The sequence below is a fragment of the Pseudomonas sp. TH39(2020) genome, from assembly GCF_016650715.1.
GTDB lineage: Bacteria > Pseudomonadota > Gammaproteobacteria > Pseudomonadales > Pseudomonadaceae > Aquipseudomonas > Aquipseudomonas mandelii_C.
In genome coordinates this window covers 839,897-856,719 of the sequence record NZ_JAEKFF010000008.1, presented here as the reverse complement: position 1 = coordinate 856,719, position 16,823 = coordinate 839,897, and the positions used below count along the sequence as shown (strand labels likewise).

At 58.4% G+C, this 16,823-nt stretch carries 17 protein-coding genes and 1 pseudogene; 3 read left to right on the top strand and 15 right to left on the bottom strand.

The window, feature by feature from the left end; all coding sequences use genetic code 11:
* Positions 1 to 37: 37 nt before the first annotated feature.
* The 7 genes from JFU47_RS32265 to minC all read right to left on the bottom strand — a co-directional run bounded on the left by JFU47_RS32265 (position 38) and on the right by minC (position 5,476).
* Positions 38 to 214: a hypothetical protein gene (locus tag JFU47_RS32265; protein WP_170206229.1), complete on the bottom strand. Its 177-nt coding sequence runs from the start codon at positions 212 to 214 to the stop codon at positions 38 to 40.
* Between the two features lie 147 nt (positions 215 to 361).
* The gene (locus JFU47_RS32260) at positions 362 to 1,651 is read right to left on the bottom strand and encodes a M18 family aminopeptidase (RefSeq protein WP_046047516.1); all 1,290 of its coding nucleotides are present in this window, start codon (positions 1,649 to 1,651) and stop codon (positions 362 to 364) included.
* Positions 1,652 to 1,757: 106 nt separating this feature from the next.
* Positions 1,758 to 2,600, bottom strand: coding sequence for a hypothetical protein (locus JFU47_RS32255; RefSeq protein ID WP_201188423.1), 843 nt, complete (start codon positions 2,598 to 2,600; stop codon positions 1,758 to 1,760).
* A gap of 144 nt (positions 2,601 to 2,744) precedes the next feature.
* A complete protein-coding gene (locus JFU47_RS32250; protein ID WP_123366230.1) occupies positions 2,745 to 3,380 on the bottom strand; it encodes an RluA family pseudouridine synthase in 636 nt (211 codons plus the stop codon).
* Between the two features lie 90 nt (positions 3,381 to 3,470).
* Positions 3,471 to 3,725, bottom strand: a complete 255-nt coding sequence (gene minE / locus JFU47_RS32245; RefSeq protein WP_007898843.1) for a cell division topological specificity factor MinE — start codon at positions 3,723 to 3,725, stop codon at positions 3,471 to 3,473.
* On the bottom strand, positions 3,725 to 4,537 hold the full coding sequence (gene minD / locus JFU47_RS32240) for a septum site-determining protein MinD (protein WP_033057165.1): 813 nt from the start codon (positions 4,535 to 4,537) through the stop codon (positions 3,725 to 3,727). The genes minE and minD overlap by 1 nt, the downstream gene beginning before the upstream one ends.
* A 201-nt stretch (positions 4,538 to 4,738) precedes the next feature.
* A complete protein-coding gene (gene minC, locus JFU47_RS32235; RefSeq protein ID WP_095129096.1) occupies positions 4,739 to 5,476 on the bottom strand; it encodes a septum site-determining protein MinC in 738 nt (245 codons plus the stop codon).
* Between the two features lie 118 nt (positions 5,477 to 5,594).
* Here minC and JFU47_RS32230 point away from each other — a divergent pair, with 118 nt between their 5' ends.
* Together JFU47_RS32230 and JFU47_RS32225 are read left to right on the top strand one after the other, a co-directional pair.
* Positions 5,595 to 6,527, top strand: coding sequence for a lipid A biosynthesis lauroyl acyltransferase (locus tag JFU47_RS32230; protein ID WP_201188421.1), 933 nt, complete (start codon positions 5,595 to 5,597; stop codon positions 6,525 to 6,527).
* A gap of 34 nt (positions 6,528 to 6,561) precedes the next feature.
* Positions 6,562 to 7,733, top strand: a pseudogene (locus tag JFU47_RS32225) (patatin-like phospholipase family protein).
* A 133-nt stretch (positions 7,734 to 7,866) separates the two neighbouring features.
* Here JFU47_RS32225 and JFU47_RS32220 read toward each other — a convergent pair.
* From JFU47_RS32220 to puuE, 8 genes are all read right to left on the bottom strand, one after another.
* On the bottom strand, positions 7,867 to 8,652 hold the full coding sequence (locus JFU47_RS32220) for an outer membrane protein OmpK (protein WP_140680101.1): 786 nt from the start codon (positions 8,650 to 8,652) through the stop codon (positions 7,867 to 7,869).
* 375 nt (positions 8,653 to 9,027) lie between these two features.
* Positions 9,028 to 9,813 (bottom strand): outer membrane protein OmpK, encoded by a 786-nt coding sequence (locus JFU47_RS32215; RefSeq protein WP_201188419.1) that lies wholly within the window; start codon positions 9,811 to 9,813, stop codon positions 9,028 to 9,030.
* Between the two features lie 156 nt (positions 9,814 to 9,969).
* The gene (locus JFU47_RS32210) at positions 9,970 to 11,328 is read right to left on the bottom strand and encodes a nucleobase:cation symporter-2 family protein (RefSeq protein WP_123366485.1); all 1,359 of its coding nucleotides are present in this window, start codon (positions 11,326 to 11,328) and stop codon (positions 9,970 to 9,972) included.
* Between the two features lie 178 nt (positions 11,329 to 11,506).
* Entirely contained in the window at positions 11,507 to 12,808 is a 1,302-nt protein-coding gene (locus JFU47_RS32205; protein WP_201188417.1) for a urate hydroxylase PuuD, read from the bottom strand.
* A gap of 50 nt (positions 12,809 to 12,858) precedes the next feature.
* Complete coding sequence (locus JFU47_RS32200; RefSeq protein WP_201188416.1) at positions 12,859 to 13,362, bottom strand: ureidoglycolate lyase; 504 nt, start codon at positions 13,360 to 13,362, stop codon at positions 12,859 to 12,861.
* A 119-nt stretch (positions 13,363 to 13,481) separates the two neighbouring features.
* Positions 13,482 to 14,477 (bottom strand): allantoicase, encoded by a 996-nt coding sequence (gene alc, locus JFU47_RS32195; RefSeq protein ID WP_201188414.1) that lies wholly within the window; start codon positions 14,475 to 14,477, stop codon positions 13,482 to 13,484.
* 90 nt (positions 14,478 to 14,567) lie between these two features.
* A complete protein-coding gene (gene uraD / locus JFU47_RS32190) occupies positions 14,568 to 15,083 on the bottom strand; it encodes a 2-oxo-4-hydroxy-4-carboxy-5-ureidoimidazoline decarboxylase (RefSeq protein WP_201188412.1) in 516 nt (171 codons plus the stop codon).
* Positions 15,080 to 16,006 carry an allantoinase PuuE gene (gene puuE / locus JFU47_RS32185; RefSeq protein WP_201188410.1) on the bottom strand — a complete coding sequence of 309 codons (927 nt, stop codon included), beginning with the start codon at positions 16,004 to 16,006 and terminating at the stop codon, positions 15,080 to 15,082. Before puuE ends, uraD begins: the two co-directional genes overlap by 4 nt.
* Before the next feature lie 432 nt (positions 16,007 to 16,438).
* On the opposite strand from puuE, the gene uraH reads away from it, so the two are divergent.
* A complete protein-coding gene (gene uraH, locus JFU47_RS32180; protein ID WP_111449004.1) occupies positions 16,439 to 16,792 on the top strand; it encodes a hydroxyisourate hydrolase in 354 nt (117 codons plus the stop codon).
* The last annotated feature ends 31 nt before the right edge of the window (positions 16,793 to 16,823 follow it).

Genomic DNA, 16,823 nt, shown 5'->3' with positions numbered 1-16,823 from the left:
GAGCCCGTCAAAATCAATGCGAGCCAGGGGCGAGGATTTATTCGTTGAGTTTGGCGAGGATCTTGAAAACCACGGTGGCGAGGATCATCAACATGCCGATCCACATCGCGAACACGCCGGCGTTCTTGTCGCGAAAATTGAAACCGATTGCCAGCATGATCATCCCGGCAAGAATCGGGATCAGCATGGCATGAAACGAAGACAACGAGATCATGAGCGACTGCCTTGTCGAAAGGGGTAGTTAAAGTGTAGGAGCTGTCGAGTGAAACGAGACTGCGATCTTTTGATCTTGTATTTAAATAGCAAAGTCAAAAGATCGCAGCCTCGTTTCTCTCGACAGCTCCTACCAGCTCCTCCAGGATTACGGCAGTTCGCGACAGGCGTAAAACGCGCTCAGCACTTTGACCAGGTGCGCCAGATCATGGCTGCCGCACAGTTCACGGATCGAGTGCATGGCGAAGGTTGGCAGGCCGATGTCCACGGTGCGCACGCCCAGGTGACTGGCGGTGATCGGGCCGATGGTCGAGCCGCAACCCATGTCGCTGCGCACCACGAAGCTCTGTACCGGCACTTCTTCTGCCATGCACAGGTGACGGAAGAACCCGGCGGTTTCGCTGTTGGTGGCGTAGCGCTGGTTGCTGTTGACCTTGATCACCGGGCCGGCGTTGAGTTTCGGGCCGTGATTGGCATCGTGCTTGTCGGCGTAGTTGGGGTGCACGCCGTGGGCGTTGTCAGCCGAGACCAGCAGGGATTTCTGAATGGTGCGCACGAACTCATCGCCTTCAGGCAGCAGGCGACGCAGCGTCTGTTCCAGCATCGGGCCATCGGCGCCGCAGGCCGAGCAGGAACCGACTTCTTCGTGGTCGTTGCAGACAAGCACGCAGGTTTCGTCGGTTTCGGTGGTCAGCAAGGCTTGCAGGCCGGCATAACACGACAGCAGGTTGTCCAGGCGCGCCCCGGCAATGAAGTCGCCATGCAGGCCGATGACCGCAGCGCTTTGGGTGTCGTAGAAGCTCAGCTCATAGTCGAGCACCACGTCGGCGTTCAAACCATGTTCGCGGGCGAGTTGATCGGTGAGCACGGCACGGAAGTCCACACGCTCGTCACCGGCAAATTGCGCAAGGATCGGCGGCAGTTCGGTCTGGGCGTTGATCGCCCAGCCCATGTTGGCTTCACGGTTCAGGTGAATGGCCAGGTTCGGGATGATGGCGATCGGCGCCTTGAAGTCGACCAACTGGCTCTCGACCTTGCCGTCACGGCGGAAGGTCACGCGGCCGGCCAGGGACAGGTCACGGTCGAACCATGGTGCCAGCAGTGCGCCGCCATAGACTTCGACGCCCAGTTGCCAGAAGCCCTGACGTTGCAGTTCCGGCTGGGGTTTGACCCGTAGGCACGGGCTGTCGGTGTGCGCGCCAACCAGGCGAATGCCGCCGTGCAGGGGCGAATGACGGCCCATCTTGAACGCGACGATCGACGAGTCGTTACGGGTGACGTAGTAACGACCGTTGGCTTCGGTGGTCCATGGCTCGCGCTCGTCAAGGCGTTGATAGCCCGCCGCTTCCAGGCGCTGAACAAGGCTGGCGGTGGCATGGAATGGGGTAGGGGAGGCCTTGAGGAAATCGATCAGGCCTTGGTTCAACTCTTCGCGCATAAGTAGCTCCAGACAGCAATGGCGCAAGTTTAACGTATTGGCCCACGGCATTGCAGAGTCAATGCCATTCGACGTACGCCGACTGCCGATTGGCGAAGAGGATGAGTCAACCGGTGATCAACTTGCCATTGAGGAACACTTCGCGACGTTGCTTGCGGCCCACATATTCATGTTTGCTCGCGAGGTATACCTCGTTGAATTTTTCCTTCGAGATACCCGGGATCTGTCGAATGTACTCGTCCACCAGTCGGTCATAGGTGGCTTCGGTGATGAGCTTGTAGATGTCCCGGCGATAGAAGAAGCCCAGTTGAAAACCGAGGGTTTCGCTTTGATGGTTTGTCTGGCCGGCAAAGCAGTTTTCAAAGTCGATGGCTTTGAGCGGGGTCCGCGGCGTTTCCGGGATCATAATGTTTCCAGCCCAGAAATCCATGTGCGTGATGCTCTTCCGGGACAGGGAGCTCAGCAATTCGAAGGCGTCGAGAATGAATGTTTCGACACTGTCCGGGTTGCGTTTAAGCCATTGCACGCCGTCGATATGATCGTCGAGCAGGCGCGTGATAATGAAATATTCCTGGGTCAGCCCCAGTCGGTCCTTGGTGTAACCGAACCCTTGCAGCGGCGGCATTTGTACGCCACGGCGCTGCGCTTCGAGCGTATTGATCAATTCTTCCAGCGGCCAGTCGAATCGGCCATTGCGCTGCGGTTTGCCAAAGGTCACGCGCATTTTTGCCTTCAAGGTATCCAGCGGCTGGACCTTGGCGAACAGCGGCGTATCGCCGGAGGCCAGCGGCGCACTCGCACGGGTGAGCTTGTGGGCGCGTCGTTTGTATATGAGCTGTTCAAGCGCCTGTTGTGCTTCGGTTGAAGGCTGCTCGCTAAGGTGCAGCGTCGTATTGAATAGGCAGAAGGTGAACGGGTAGTCGTCTTGGTATGTCTTGTTGCTGAGCACGAGGCTTCCTGCCTGATATCAAAGTGCCTTTATTTTACGTTTCATTACAAACTCATGACAATATTTTCACGCCATTTTTACGTCGTTTTGTAACAAGAAATAAAAAACCCTTCAATGGAAGGGTTTTTTTGGTTCGGCGTTTGCTTAAAAAGGAGCAGGACACTCGAAGCGCAAGCGTTCGCCGCTTTGCGGGTGAGTGAAGCTAAGCATGCTCGCGTGCAAACAAAGTCGTGGCCAGGCGGCCAGTGCTTGCTCGTGGGCATACAGCCCGTCACCCAGTAGCGGATGGCCGATGGAAAGCATGTGCACGCGCAACTGATGGGAGCGGCCGGTGATCGGCGTCAATTCGACACGACACCAGTCGCCGCAACGCTCCAATACCCGCCAGAAGGTCAGGGCATTCTTGCCGAATTCATGGTCCACCACATGGCGTGGCTTGGTCGGCGGGTCGTAGCGCAAGGGCAGATCGATGCTGCCACTGTCCAGTTCCGGTTGTCCCCAGCACAGGGCGGTGTAGGCCTTTTCGGTTTCGCGGTCGTGAAATTGCCGAGACAGCTCGCGATGAGTGTCCGGATCACGGGCCAACAGAATAATGCCGGAGGTTTCCCAGTCCAGACGATGGACGATTCGCGCTTCCGGGTAGCCGTTTTCTTGCAGGCGGGTAATCAGGCAATCCTTGTTGTCATCAGCCCGGCCAGGGACAGAGAGCAGCAGGGTCGGTTTGTTCACCACCAGTACGGCGGCGTCCTGATGGATGATGCGGATGTTGGACAGCGGCATTAAAACAGCCTCGTAACAAACGCCAACGGCGGCTCAGGCCCCTTCCATTAACAGAAGGGGCCTGAGCCGCCGTGGCTCCTGTCTGATCGACTAGCGGTCAGGCAGGGTGATATTGAGTTCCAGAATCGAGCAACTGCCCTGGTTTTCCAGAGCGACGTGCACGTCATCGGACCCGATATTGACGTACTTGCGGATGACCTCGACCAATTCCTTCTGCAAGGCTGGCAGGTAGTCCGGTGTACTGCGCTGGCCGCGTTCGTGCGCCACGATGATCTGCAGACGCTCTTTCGCTACCGACGCGGTGCTGACCTTTTTGCTGGCACGAAAGAAGTCAAAAAGATTCATTATCTACCTCCAAACAGGCGCTCGAAGAATCCCTTCTTCGTTACATCGAGAAAACGATGCTCCACGGTTTTGCCCAGCAGACGATCGACCGCATCGCTGTATGCCTGACCGGCATCGCTCTGGTCGTCGAGAATGACTGGCACGCCCGAGTTGGAAGCTTTGAGTACTGCTTGGGATTCCGGAATGACACCCAGCAGGGCAACCGCCAGAATCTCTTTGACGTCTTCGACGCCGAGCATCTCGCCGTCACTGACTCGTTGCGGGTTGTAGCGGGTCAGCAGCAGGTGTTCCTTGATCGGCTCTTCGCCCTTTTCCGCGCGGCGGGACTTGCTGGCCAGCAGGCCCAGCATGCGGTCCGAGTCACGAACCGAGGACACTTCCGGGTTGGTCACGATAATCGCTTCGTCTGCGAAGTACATGGCCAGGTGGGCGCCTTTTTCGATGCCGGCCGGAGAGTCGCAGACCACGTATTCGAAGTCTTCTTTCAGCGCCATCAACACTTTTTCCACGCCTTCCACAGTCAGCGCGTCTTTGTCGCGGGTCTGACTGGCGGCCAGTACGTAAAGGTTTTCCAGGCGTTTGTCTTTGATCAGGGCTTGTTGCAGGTTGGCTTCGCCGTTTACCACGTTGACGAAGTCATACACCACGCGGCGCTCGCAACCCATGATCAGGTCGAGGTTACGCAAACCGACGTCGAAGTCGACGATAACTGTTTTGTGACCACGCAGTGCGAGGCCGGTACCGATAGCAGCACTGGTGGTGGTCTTACCCACACCACCCTTGCCGGATGTAACCACGAGAATCTTGGCCAAGGTGTTTCACCCCTAAGGAAAAAGGACATTTAGCCCCTGAAAAACATCTCTAGAAAAACTACTGCAGTCGGACAGCCTTGGCTGGAATTCGGTGCAGAACGGCGCTTACCTCGGGTAAACACTGCTTATGACCTTTTTCCTACTTCGTTTGAGCCGTTTTCGCTACGTTTTAGAGATGTTTGGAAAATGCGGCAGTATCCGTTAAAGCCGAATGATGTTCAACACATCGCCCGACAGGCTGACCTGTACGCCCGCGCCCCACAAAGGGTCGCGACGCAGATCCTCCGAAACCTTGTAGTGGCCTGCGATGGAGACCAGTTCAGCGCTCATTTGCTGACAGAAAATCCTGGCTTTCGTGTCGCCTTTGACGCCGGCCAACACTCGACCGCGCATCGGGCCGTATACATGGATGTTCCCATCGGCGAGAAGTTCCGCCCCCGGGCTGACCGACGAGATCACCACCAGATCGCAGCCCTGGGCATAAATCTGCTGCCCGCCGCGGACGGGCGACGTGATGATCTTCGTTGGCTTGATCGTCGGCTCCGGCGGTTTTTCCGGCTTTTTCTTGACTTGGCCTTCGAGCGGGTCCAGCGGACGCTCACGGGCGCCGGACGGTGGCAGCACCGGCAGGTCGACCGCGATGGCCGCGGCGATGTCTTCAATGCGGCTGGCACGGATTGCCAGGGTGCGCAGGCCATGCTGGCGGCAGACGCGCATCAGGCCAGGCAGATCAACTGCGCCTTCACTGGCCGGGAGTTTGTCCAGTGCCAGCACCAGTGGCGCGTTACTAAAGAAGTTAGGCGCCTGGGCGACCTTGGCGGCCAGTTGACGATCGAGGTTCTCGAGGTCGTTACGGGCCAGTTCCAGCACCGTAATGGCGAGCATGCTGCCCTTCAGCTGGAACACGGGATCTTGGTCTAGCGGTTCGGTTTGGCTCATGGTCGGCATACAACGACTTGTCACTAAAAGTGCCGAGACTTATAACGAGAACGCCCGCGAGCCGCAAGCCGGGTCGAACGATGTAGAATGCGCGGCCATTGTCTTTCCGGAACCTTTAATGGATCGCCCGCGTTTTCGAACAGCATTTCTTTCTCCGCGTTTCTGGCCGCTGTGGTGTGGCTTGGGGCTGTTGTGGCTGATTGTCCAGTTGCCGTATCCGGCGCTGCTGTCGATCGGTCGTGCCCTGGGTAAATTGATGTATCGAGTAGCGGGCGACAGACGGCGCATTGCCAAGCGCAATCTCGAACTGTGTTTCCCTGAAAAAACCGCTGCCGAACGCAAGCGCCTGCTCAAGGAAAACTTCGCCTCAACGGGCATCGCGTTTTTCGAAATGGCCATGAGCTGGTGGTGGTCGCGGGAGCGTCTGGCAAAGCTGGCCCATGTCGAAGGGTTGGAGCATCTGAAAAAAGCCCAGCGTGACGGCAAAGGCGTGATCCTGATGGCCGTTCATTTCACCACGCTGGAAATCGGCGCGGCGTTGCTTGGCCAGCAGCACACCATTGATGGCATGTACCGCGAACACAAAAATCCGTTGTTCGACTACGTCCAGCGCATGGGGCGCGAGCGGCACAACGTCGATTCGCTGGCGGTGGAGCGCGACGACGTGCGCGGCATGCTCAAATTGCTGCGCGCAGGTCGGGCAATCTGGTACGCGCCGGATCAGGACTATGGCGCCAAGCAAAGTATCTTCGTGCCGCTGTTCGGGATTCAGGCCGCTACCGTTACTGCCACCAGCAAGTTTGCGCGGTTGGGCAAGGCGCTGGTGGTGCCGTTCACTCAGGAACGTCTGGCGGATGGCAGCGGTTATCGACTGGTGATTCATGCGCCGCTCGAAGGTTTTCCCGGCGAAACCGAAGAAGCCGACTGCCTGCGGATCAACCAATGGATCGAAGGTGTCTTGCGCGAATGTCCGCAGCAATACCTTTGGGCTCATCGTCGCTTCAAGAGTCGTCCGCCGGGCGAGCCGAAGCTGTACGCAAAACGCGGTTGAACCACCGCCCTTATAAGCACCATGGAGTGTTGCGATGAGTCCTGCTGAACCGGTTACAGGGTTGATTCTTTCCGGCGGCGGGGCCCGGGCGGCCTATCAAGTGGGTGTGCTGGCGGCGATTGCCGAGCTGTTACCGGTCGGTGCGAGCAATCCGTTTCCGGTGATCGTCGGCACCTCGGCCGGCGCAATCAACGCGGTCAGCCTCGCCAGTGGGGCGATGGATTTTCGTGGTGCGATTCAACGTCTGACAGCCTTCTGGCAGGGCTTTCGCAGTCATCTGGTGTTGCGCAGCGACTGGCCGGGCGTGATCCACCAGGCCAGCCGTTTTGTCAGCCACAGTTTGCTCGGGATTGGTGCTCAGGTGCCGGTGGCTTTGCTCAACAGTTCGCCGCTGCGCGGATTGCTCGATGACAAACTGCAGATGAGCGGGATTGCCGAGGCCATTGCACAGAAGCAGTTGCAGGCGGTCGCGGTGACCGCGTTCGGCTACGAGTCCGGTCAGGCGGTGACCTTTTATCAGGGCGGCGGCACCATCAATGCCTGGTTGCGCCATCGGCGAATCGGCGTCCCCACGCAATTGACCGTCGATCACTTGCTGGCCAGTTCCGCCATCCCGCTGTTGTTTGCGCCAGTCAAAATCGGTGAAGAGTATTTCGGCGACGGCGCGGTACGTCAGTCGGCACCGATCAGTCCGGCGCTGCACCTGGGCGCCAGCCGAGTGCTGGTAGTGGGCGTCAGCGGCAACCCCCGCGGCATCGACCCGGAACAACCGCTGCAACGCGCCTACACCGGCCAGCAGCCGAGCCTGGCACAGATCGGCGGACACCTGCTCAACAGCACGTTCATTGACAGCCTGGAAAGTGACATCGAGCTGTTGCAGCGTCTAAACCAGTTCAGCCACTTGATGCCTGATGGCACGCCGACGCGCGCACTGGGAGTGGCGCCGGTGGACGTGCTGGTGATTTCGCCCAGTCAGCCGATCGACGAAATTGCGGCGCGGCATCGGCAGGAGTTGCCGGCGGCGCTGCGTCTGTTTCTGCGCGGGCCGGGGGCGACCAAGACGAGCGGGGCGGGGGTGCTGAGTTATCTGCTGTTCGAGGCGGGGTATTGCAGCGAATTGATTGATTTGGGGCGGCGGGATGCGTTGGCCAAGCGGGGGAGTTGTGCCGGTTTCTCGGGTTGGCGGAGCCTGTGGTTCCGGCTTGATATCGGCGGTGCGGCCATCGCGGGCAAGCCCGGCTCCCACAGGTTTTGTGTTGTGCCACAGATTGTGAACACACCATGAATCCCTGTGGGAGCCGGGCTTGCCCGCGATGGCGTCCTTACAGACGCCGCCGGATCAGAAGTGAACCTTGACCAGGAAACTGGTTACGCTCTGATCGGTTTTGAAGCCCTGACTGTCTTCAATACCGTACTTGTTTTTCCAGTAGTCATACTCGACGCCGACGTACAACTGCTTTTCGCCAAGGTTCAGCGCCTTGCCCAAGTCGTATTTGACCTGTGGATTGAAGTGCAGGTTGGCGTGGTACTCGCCTTTTTTGTTGACGTCGTTGTCGACCACCCAGTCCATGAAACCGTCGATCAGGATGTTCGAATCGCCCACCGGGATGGTGTAGGACCAGACCGGAGTGACCTGCCAGATATTGTCGCCTGGGCGGTCGCCTTCGGTATGACGGTTGTAGAAGTTCAGCTGGAAGTAGTCGAAGCCCGGGATCGCCAGGTCGAAACCGGGGCCGATCAGGTAGGACTCGGTATCGTTTTCACCGAACTCGTAAGTCATGGCCAGCAGTACGTCTTTGATCGGGCCGAATTCGAGCTTTTGGTCGAAGATCTTGCCGAACGACAAACGTGGGCTGATCTCGCCGTAGTAGGTGTTCGAGCCAGCGTAGCTATCGTCTTTGCCGTTGTAGAAGATCTTGTCGACGAACATGAAGTTGTCGCCGTATTTCCAGCCATCGACGTGTTCGAAAGTCACCGTCTGCTGAATGCGCGGGTTGACCTGGAAATCCTTGCCATACAGGTAGGTCAGGCTGTTGTTCTGCCATTGCAGCAAATCGCCGGCCATGGCCTGGCCCCCAGCCAGCAACGATCCCGCCAGCATCAGGCTAGTGCACGTACGTTTCATTCGGTTGCTCCCAAAAAGTAGGTGGTTCCACGTTATTTTTCTAAGGTCGGCGCTCTGGTGTGGCGCCTTTTTCTGTAGCTGTAAAAAATCATCCAGTCGGTCAGCTTCAGTGCTGTTAGCAAGAGCTGAGCCAAGGCTTTTGAAAAGCCAAAAAACTCCCGTTCGGCGGCTCAAGAGCAGTCGATTGAGAGAGGTTTTGGAGTGCCTTGGTACCGTCCAGCGCCGGGATAAGTTGGCTTTCTGGTCAGGAATTAAATCCGGGCTTTTTTTTAGACCAGATTCGGGCGGCCGCGGAGAATACTGACTCCTTGGCCAGGTCTCAAGTGCCCCGCAACAGCGCACCGACGACAGGTTTGGAGCACGGTTGCGGATCATCTAGAAATGCACCTTCACCAGCAGGCTGGTGGTGTTCTCATTAGTGTCGAGGTTGGCGTTGTTTTCGATGCCGTATTTGTCTTTCCAGTAGCTGTATTCGACGCCGACGTACACCTGTTTCTCCCGCCAGCCCAAGGCCTTCCCCAGGTCATATTTGATCTGCGGGTTCAAGTGCAGGTTGGCGTGGTAGGTGCCCTGTGAGTTCTGGTCGTTATCCACGACCCAGTCGATGTAGCCGTCGATCAACAGGTTCGAGTTGCCCAATGGCAGGGTGTAGGACCAGGCCGGCGTGATCTGCCAGACATCGTCGCCGGGACGCGAGCCTTCGGTCTGGCGATAGTAGAAGTTCAAGGTGAAAAAATTGAAGCCCGGTACCGCGAGGTCGAAACCGGGGCCGATCAGATAGGCCTCGGTGTCGTCTTCGCCATTCTCGTAGGTCATGGCCAGCAACACGTCTTTGATCGGGCCGAATTCGAAACGGCGGTCGAGGATTTTTCCGAAAGACAGGCGCGGACTGAACTCGCCGTAATAGGCGTGAACGCCTTTGTTCCGGTCTTGCTCACCGTTGTAGTAAGTGCTGTCGACGAACAGGAAGTTGTCGCCGTACTTCCAGCGGTCGGCGTGCTCAAAGGTTATCGTCTGCTGGATCGACGGGTTGACCGCGAAATCCTTGCCATACAGATAGCTCAGGCTGTTGGTCTGCCACAGCAGTAAATCGCCGGCCATGGCCTGACTGGCGGCCAGTAGACCACCGCCTAACAGCATGTTTGTCTGTGTGCGAATCATCTGTTGCTCCCTCTTGTTTTTATTGTTTGAGGCGCAGGTGTTCCCCCTGTGGGAGCGGGCTTGCTCGCGAAGAGGTCGGCACATTCAACATGAATGTTGACTGGTAAACCGCTTTCGCGAGCAGGCTCGCTCCCACAGGTTTGTGGTTTTGGTCTGTTAATGCGGGTGCGCGTGGCAGTCGTTGATGGCCGCGCGTTCGGCGCCGCCGAGGATGTTGAACAGCAGGTTCAGCGACAGCGCACTCAGCGTCGCCATCGCAATGCCGCTGTGGGTGATCGGGCTCATCCACATCGGAAGGTGGGCGAAGAATTCCGGACGGACCACCGGAATCAACCCCATGCCGATGCTCACCGCCACCAGTAACTGGTTGCGGCGGTCACCGATGTCGGCTTCCTGAAGAATCTTGATGCCGGTGGCGGCGACCATCCCGAACATCGCAATCGCTGCGCCGCCCAGTACGGCGGGTGGAATCGATGCCACCAGAAACGCCGCTTTCGGCAACAAACTCAACACCACCAGCAAACCGCCGGCGACGATGGTCACTGAGCGGCAACGTACGCCGGTCATCTGCACCAGGCCGATGTTCTGCGCGAAAGAGGAGTGGGTGAAAGTGTTGAAGAAACCGGCGAAGAACGAGGCGCCGGCATCACACAACAAACCGCGACGCAGCATCCGTGGGCAGACGTCCTGACCGGTGATTTTGCCCAGCGCCAGGAACATCCCGGTGGACTCGACGAAGATGATCACCACCACCAGGCACATGGAAAGGATCGGTGCGAGTTCGAACTTCGGCATGCCGAAATGCAGCGGGGTCACGAATTGCAACCAAGGCGCCTGGGCCATGCCGCTCAGGTCGACCATACCGATCAGGCCGCAGAGCACGTAACCCAGGCACATACCGATCAACACGGAAATGTTGACCCAGAAACCTCGCATGAAGCGGTGGACCAGCAGGATGGTTGCCAGCACCAGCGCGGCGATGGCCAGGTAAATCGGCGAGCCGAATTGCGCGGCACCTGCACCGCCGCCGGCCCAGTTCACGGCCACGGGGAACAGCGACAAACCGATCGAGGTGATGACCGTGCCGGTCACCAGAGGCGGGAAGAAGCGTACGACTTTGGACATGAATGGCGCGATGATCATGCCGAAGAACCCGGCGGCGATGGTCGCGCCGAAGATCCCTTGCAGGCCGATGCCTGGCATGCCGGCCATGGCGACCATGCTGCCGACAGCGGCGAAACTGGCGCCCATCATCACCGGCATACGGATGCCCATGGGACCGATGCCCAGCGACTGCACGATGGTTGCGATCCCGGCCACCAGCAGGTCGGCATTGATCAGGAAGGCGATTTCTTCACGACTCAGGCCAGCGGCCTGTCCGATGATCAGCGGTACCGCGATGGCTCCGCCGTACATCAGCAAAACGTGTTGCAGACCGACCAGGATCAGTTGCAAGAGGGGTAAGCGCTGAATGGCGGGTGCGTCGGGGATGCGGGCTTTGGATAGCTCGGACATGCAACACCTCGGATCTTTTTTATTCTTGTGATTTTGTGCATCAGGCAAACCTGTGGGAACGGGCTTGCTCGCGAAGAGGCCATTACTGACTGACCTGACGCTTTCGCGGGCAAGCCCGCTCCCACACAGGCGATACAAATCCTGTGGGAGCGAGCCTGCTCGCGATGCTTTTCAACGGTTAATTGGTTGGAGCTCCCTGAACAATCCAGGCACCGATCAGGTCACGTTCCTGCTGGGTCATCTGGGTGATGTTGCCCAGTGGCATGATCTGGCTGGTGACGGCTTGAGCCTGGATGCGTGCAGCGTTCTGACGGATCTGCTCGGGGGTATCGAACATCACACCGGCCGGTGCAGCACTGAACAGCGGGCTGGTCGGTTTGGCCGAGTGGCAAACCGCGCACCGCTCCTGAATCACGCTATGCACCTTGTCGAACGCCGGACCTTGATTCGACGCTTGGGCCGGTGCAGCGGCAGGCGCAGCAGGTTTCGCCGCTTCAGGTTTGGCACCACCACCGAGGGCAGTTTCCGGCAGCGGCTGGTACTCGATGGTGCCAGGCGCCTTGGCTACTTCAGGCGCGCTGGGCATCTGCGCCGGGCCAGTCACGTAAGCCAGGCAGATCATGCCCACTGCCGCAACGGGCAGGGTCCAGGCAAATTTGTGGCTGTCATGACGGGTGTTGAAGTAGTGACGCACCAACACCGCCAACACCGCGATCCCGGCCAGGATCAGCCAGTTGTATTGGCTGCCGTAGGTGCTCGGGAAGTGGTTGCTGATCATGATGAACAGCACCGGCAAGGTGAAGTAGTTGTTGTGACGCGAACGCAGCAAGCCTTTGGCCGGCAGCGCCGGATCCGGCGTGCGGTTCTCGGCAATCGCGGCAACCAGTGCGCGCTGGGCCGGCATGATGATGCGGAACACGTTGCCGACCATGATGGTGCCGATGATCGCGCCGACGTGCAGGTACGCACCACGACCGCTGAACACTTTGCTGAAGCCGTAAGCAGCGCCAATGATCAGCACGAACAGGATGAAGCCGAGCAGGGCAGGGCGTTTGCCCAGGGCCGAGTCGCAGAGGAAGGAGTAGACGAACCAGCCGACGAACAACGAGGCGATGCCCAGTGCGACCCCTTCAGGGCCGGTCAGGCTGCTGCCCGGTGCCAGCAGGTACAACGTCGGGTTGGAGTAGAACACCACGCACAGCAGCGCGATCCCCGACATCCAGGTGAAATAGGCTTCCCATTTGAACCAGTGCAGGTTGTCCGGCATGGTCGGTGGGGCCAGTTTGTATTTTTCCAGGTGGTAGATACCGCCGCCGTGGATCGCCCACAGATCGCCCGCCAGACCACTTTTCGGGTTAACCCGATTGAGGTTGTTTTCCAGCCAGACGAAATAGAACGACGCACCGATCCAGGCCACGCCAGTAATCATGTGAACCCAGCGCACGCTCAGGTTCAGCCATTCCAACAGATGTGCTTCCACAGTCTTTACCTCTCGCCTGTCACTCTGTTGTCGAGTGATCAGACCTTCTCTTATTGGTGGGGGGCAAGGATCAAACGCTCATCCTCTTTGAAAAAATGCTCATCGCAGTTATTGCCTGTGCCACTGCGATCAACCACCAGGAAGTCATCCCGCTTTTCGATCGTCAGCACCGGATGGTGCCAAACGCCGCGATGGTAATTAATGCCCTGCCTGCCGTTGGTGACGAAGGCGCGGACCAAGCCTGATACAGGTTCATCGCCAAGTGGCGCGACCACGATCAGAAAGGGGTTGCCGAGCAGCGGAATGAAAGCCTGGCTGCCCAGCGGGTGACGCTCCAGCATGCTGACGGACAGCGGCATGTCCTGCGCTTCGGCGCGGAAGATGCTGATGATCGCGTTGTCCTCTGGCGTGGCGGTTTGCACCGTCGCCAGTTTGTGAAAGCGCATGGTCGAACCGTTGTTGATCATGAAGTGATCGCTGCCGTCGGTTTCGATCACGTCACCGAAAGGGGCGAAGGCTTCTTTGGTCAGCGGTTCAATCGTTAATGTGCGCATGCTGGTCTTCTTTTCCGAGTTCTGTGTTGTTTGTTCTATCGTCTTCGCGAGCAGGCTCGCTCCCACATTCGACCGCGTACCCCTGTGGGAGCGAGCCTGCTCGCGAATGGCCTCACCGCTTATTTAGCGACCTTGCCCAAAACGCGCAGGCGACTCACACCACCATCCGGGAACACGTTCAAACGGATGTGGGTAATCGGGCCCAGCGCCTTGATCTGCTCGGCGAAGGTGTGTTCGGCGTGCATTTCCAGTTTCTGCGCCGGCAGCAATTCGCGCCAGAACAGCGATTGGGTTTCGATCTGGCTGTCGGTGCCGCCCTTAACGAATGCGCCCTGCATCGAGCAGGTGTCCGGGTAGTTGCCCTTGAAGTGCAGGGTGTCGACGATGACTTTCTCGATTTCGCCGGCATGACCCAGCGCGACAATGACCCAGTCATTGCCTGGCGTGCGACGGCGCGCGGTTTCCCAGCCATCGCCCATGTTGATGCCACGGCCCGGGTTGAGGATGTTGCTCATGCGACCGAAATGTTCGTCGGAGCAGGCGAGGGCGCGGCCACCGTTCAGGGCTGCTGCCAGATCAACTTGCTCGTTGTCGCCCACAGCGGACCAGTCGCGGAACGGAATACCGTAGACACGCAGACGGGCCACGCCACCATCCGGGTAGATGTTGAAGCGCAGGTGGCTGAACGCCTTGTCATTGCTGATTTCGTGGTAGTGGTGGCTGTTGCCTTGCAGCTCGACGGCGGACAGCACTTCAGTCCACTGGGTGTTTTCGTCCGGCTCGCCCGAGGCCAGGAAGCAAGCTTCCAGGGAGGCCGACGGCGGGAAGTTGCCGGTGAAGAATGAAGTGTCGATGTCCACGCCCTTGATCGAGCCCGGAACGCCCAGACGGATCACTGCGCTGTCGTAGCCTTCGAAGCGCTTGCGGCGCGACTCCCAGCCGTCCATCCACTTGCCGTTGTCATCGAACACGCCCTCCTTCCACACAGCCGGGGTCGGCTGGAACAGGCGGTTGGCATCAGCGAACCAGTCATCGGTGACCGAGATGATTTTGGTGCCCAGGCGGGCGTCGGCCAGGTTGACGAACTTCTCGAAAGGTACGGCGTAAGCTTTCATTCTTCTTGTCTGCCTTTAATGAGTTGGCTTGGGATGCTCTCAGGGCCCTGGGCTCGTTCTGCGTTCGGAAACTTGCTCGGGCCAAGGTCGCTATAGGGTCAGTAATCGGAACAGGGCGATCTTGTTGATCTCCGCCAGCGCGCATTTGAACTCGGTGTCTTGCGGGTTGTGAATGCGCGTTTCGAACGCCGCGAGGATCTGATGCCGGTTGCTGCCTTTTACCGCCATGATGAAGGGAAACTTGAACTTGGCTTTGTAGGCGTCGTTCAGCTCGGTGAAGCGCTGGAACTCTTCGGCCGTGCATTGGTGAATACCCGCGCCAGACTGTTCTTCAGTACTGGCCGCGGTAAGCTGGCCCTGGACGGCAGCTTTGCCGGCCAGGTCCGGGTGAGCGTTGATCAATGCCAATTGACTGGCGTGATCGGCGCTCAACAGGATGTCGCTCATGCGCTGATGCAGGGTTTCGATCTCGTCGATCGAAGCGTCCTGGCCCAGGTCGAAGGCCTTTTCGGCCACCCATGGCGAATGTTCGTAGATGTCCGCGAAGGCGGCGACAAACGCGTCGCGGCTCAGGGTCGACGGCTTCAGGGTTTGGAAGTGGCTCATTTCACGGCCCCTTGATACGGGTGGGTTTCGTGCCAGTGGCGAGCGATGTCGACGCGACGGCTGAACCACACCTGTTCATGACTTTTAGCGTATTCGATAAAGCGTTTGAGCGAGGCCAGACGCGCCGGACGGCCGATCAGACGGCAGTGCAGGCCGATCGACAACATCTTCGGTGCTTCGGCGCCTTCAGCGTAAAGCACGTCGAACGCGTCTTTTAGGTATTCAAAGAAATCGTCGCCCTTGTTGAAGCCCTGAACCTGGGTGAAGCGCATGTCGTTGGTGTCCAGCGTGTACGGAATCACCAGGTGCGGCTTGCCGGTCGGGTTGTTCGGTTCCCAGTAGGGCAGGTCGTCGTCGTAGGTGTCGCAGTCGTATAGGAAACCGCCTTCTTCCATCACCAGTCGACGGGTGTTCGGACCGGTGCGGCCGGTGTACCAACCCAGTGGGCGCTCGCCGGTGATTTCGGTGAGGACGCGGATCGCTTCGAGCATGTGCTCGCGTTCCTGAGCTTCGTCCATGTACTGGTAGTCGATCCAGCGATAGCCGTGGCTGCAGATCTCGTGGCCGGCATCGACCATCGCGCGGATCACGTCCGGGTGACGCTGGGCGGCCATGGCCACGGCGAAGATGGTCAGCGGAATGTCGAATTCCTTGAACAGTTTCAGAATCCGCCAGACGCCGGCACGGCTGCCATACTCGTAAAGGGATTCCATGCTCATGTTGCGCGCGCCTTGCAACGGCTGCGCCGAGACCATTTCCGAGAGGAAGGCTTCGGATTCTTTATCGCCGTGCAGGATATTGCGCTCGCCACCTTCTTCGTAATTGAGCACGAAGGACAAGGCGATGCGGGCATTGCCCGGCCAGTGTGGGTGAGGAGGGTTACTGCCGTAACCGATCAGGTCGCGTGGGTAGTCAGCGCTCACTGCAGTCTTCCTTCTTATTCGTTCGACTTGTTCAAGGTCAGGTTTGTGAGGCGGCCTGCAGTGTGATGACAGGCTGGCGTCACAGCGATGGGCTGATTGTATACAACTTTATATCCACTTTGTAAGCCTGTTTTTTTGCATTTTTCACTGACTGTCATCTTCACATGTTATTGCAAGAAACCTGCCTGATTGGTCAGCTAATAGATGGAAGGTCCTCTGGCCCTATGGCTCGGCGTCAGATTCGGCGGGAATCCATGAATGACGGATCTAGCGGTAAATATGTTGTTTTTATTGTGTACAATTTTTTTGAAAAGTGTCTTAATCAGTCGCTCGCCGCAGCTTTTCGTGCTCCGAATCGGTGCGGTCTCCTTTTCAACTGACTTCGGGAGGCGCGAGGTCTGACTGCTCCACGCAGGCAGGCGCGCAGAATCAATGGGACGTTTGACTACACACGTTTTGGACGCTGCACACGGTTGCCCGGGCAGCTCGATCAAGGTCGAGTTGTACCGCGTTGAAGGTTCGCAGCTGGAATTGGTGGCTACAGCAGTCACTAATAGCGACGGCCGGGTCGATGCACCGCTGCTGCAAGGCGATGATTACCGTTCCGGGGTCTATCAGGTTCAGTTTCATGCGGGCGATTACTACCGCGCCCGTGGCGTTCAGCTGCCAGAACCCGCGTTCCTGGATGTGGTGGTGCTGCGTTTTGGCATCTCTGCGGAACAGGATCACTACCATGTGCCGTTGCTGATTTCGCCGTATAGCTATTCGACCTACAGAGGAAGCTAGGACTTTCCCCCCAGAATCCTGCGCATATAGC

Coding starts and splice junctions, on each gene's coding strand:
- JFU47_RS32200 (WP_201188416.1), bottom strand. CDS start 13,362: ATGCGCACATTAACGATTGAACCGCTGACCAAAGAAGCCTTCGCCCCT.
- minE (WP_007898843.1), bottom strand. CDS start 3,725: ATGAATCTTTTTGACTTCTTTCGTGCCAGCAAAAAGGTCAGCACCGCG.
- JFU47_RS32215 (WP_201188419.1), bottom strand. CDS start 9,813: ATGATTCGCACACAGACAAACATGCTGTTAGGCGGTGGTCTACTGGCC.
- uraH (WP_111449004.1), top strand. CDS start 16,439: ATGGGACGTTTGACTACACACGTTTTGGACGCTGCACACGGTTGCCCG.
- JFU47_RS32260 (WP_046047516.1), bottom strand. CDS start 1,651: ATGCGCGAAGAGTTGAACCAAGGCCTGATCGATTTCCTCAAGGCCTCC.
- JFU47_RS32230 (WP_201188421.1), top strand. CDS start 5,595: ATGGATCGCCCGCGTTTTCGAACAGCATTTCTTTCTCCGCGTTTCTGG.
- minC (WP_095129096.1), bottom strand. CDS start 5,476: ATGAGCCAAACCGAACCGCTAGACCAAGATCCCGTGTTCCAGCTGAAG.
- JFU47_RS32220 (WP_140680101.1), bottom strand. CDS start 8,652: ATGAAACGTACGTGCACTAGCCTGATGCTGGCGGGATCGTTGCTGGCT.
- uraD (WP_201188412.1), bottom strand. CDS start 15,083: ATGAGCCACTTCCAAACCCTGAAGCCGTCGACCCTGAGCCGCGACGCG.
- alc (WP_201188414.1), bottom strand. CDS start 14,477: ATGAAAGCTTACGCCGTACCTTTCGAGAAGTTCGTCAACCTGGCCGAC.
- JFU47_RS32210 (WP_123366485.1), bottom strand. CDS start 11,328: ATGTCCGAGCTATCCAAAGCCCGCATCCCCGACGCACCCGCCATTCAG.
- JFU47_RS32250 (WP_123366230.1), bottom strand. CDS start 3,380: ATGCCGCTGTCCAACATCCGCATCATCCATCAGGACGCCGCCGTACTG.
- JFU47_RS32265 (WP_170206229.1), bottom strand. CDS start 214: ATGATCTCGTTGTCTTCGTTTCATGCCATGCTGATCCCGATTCTTGCC.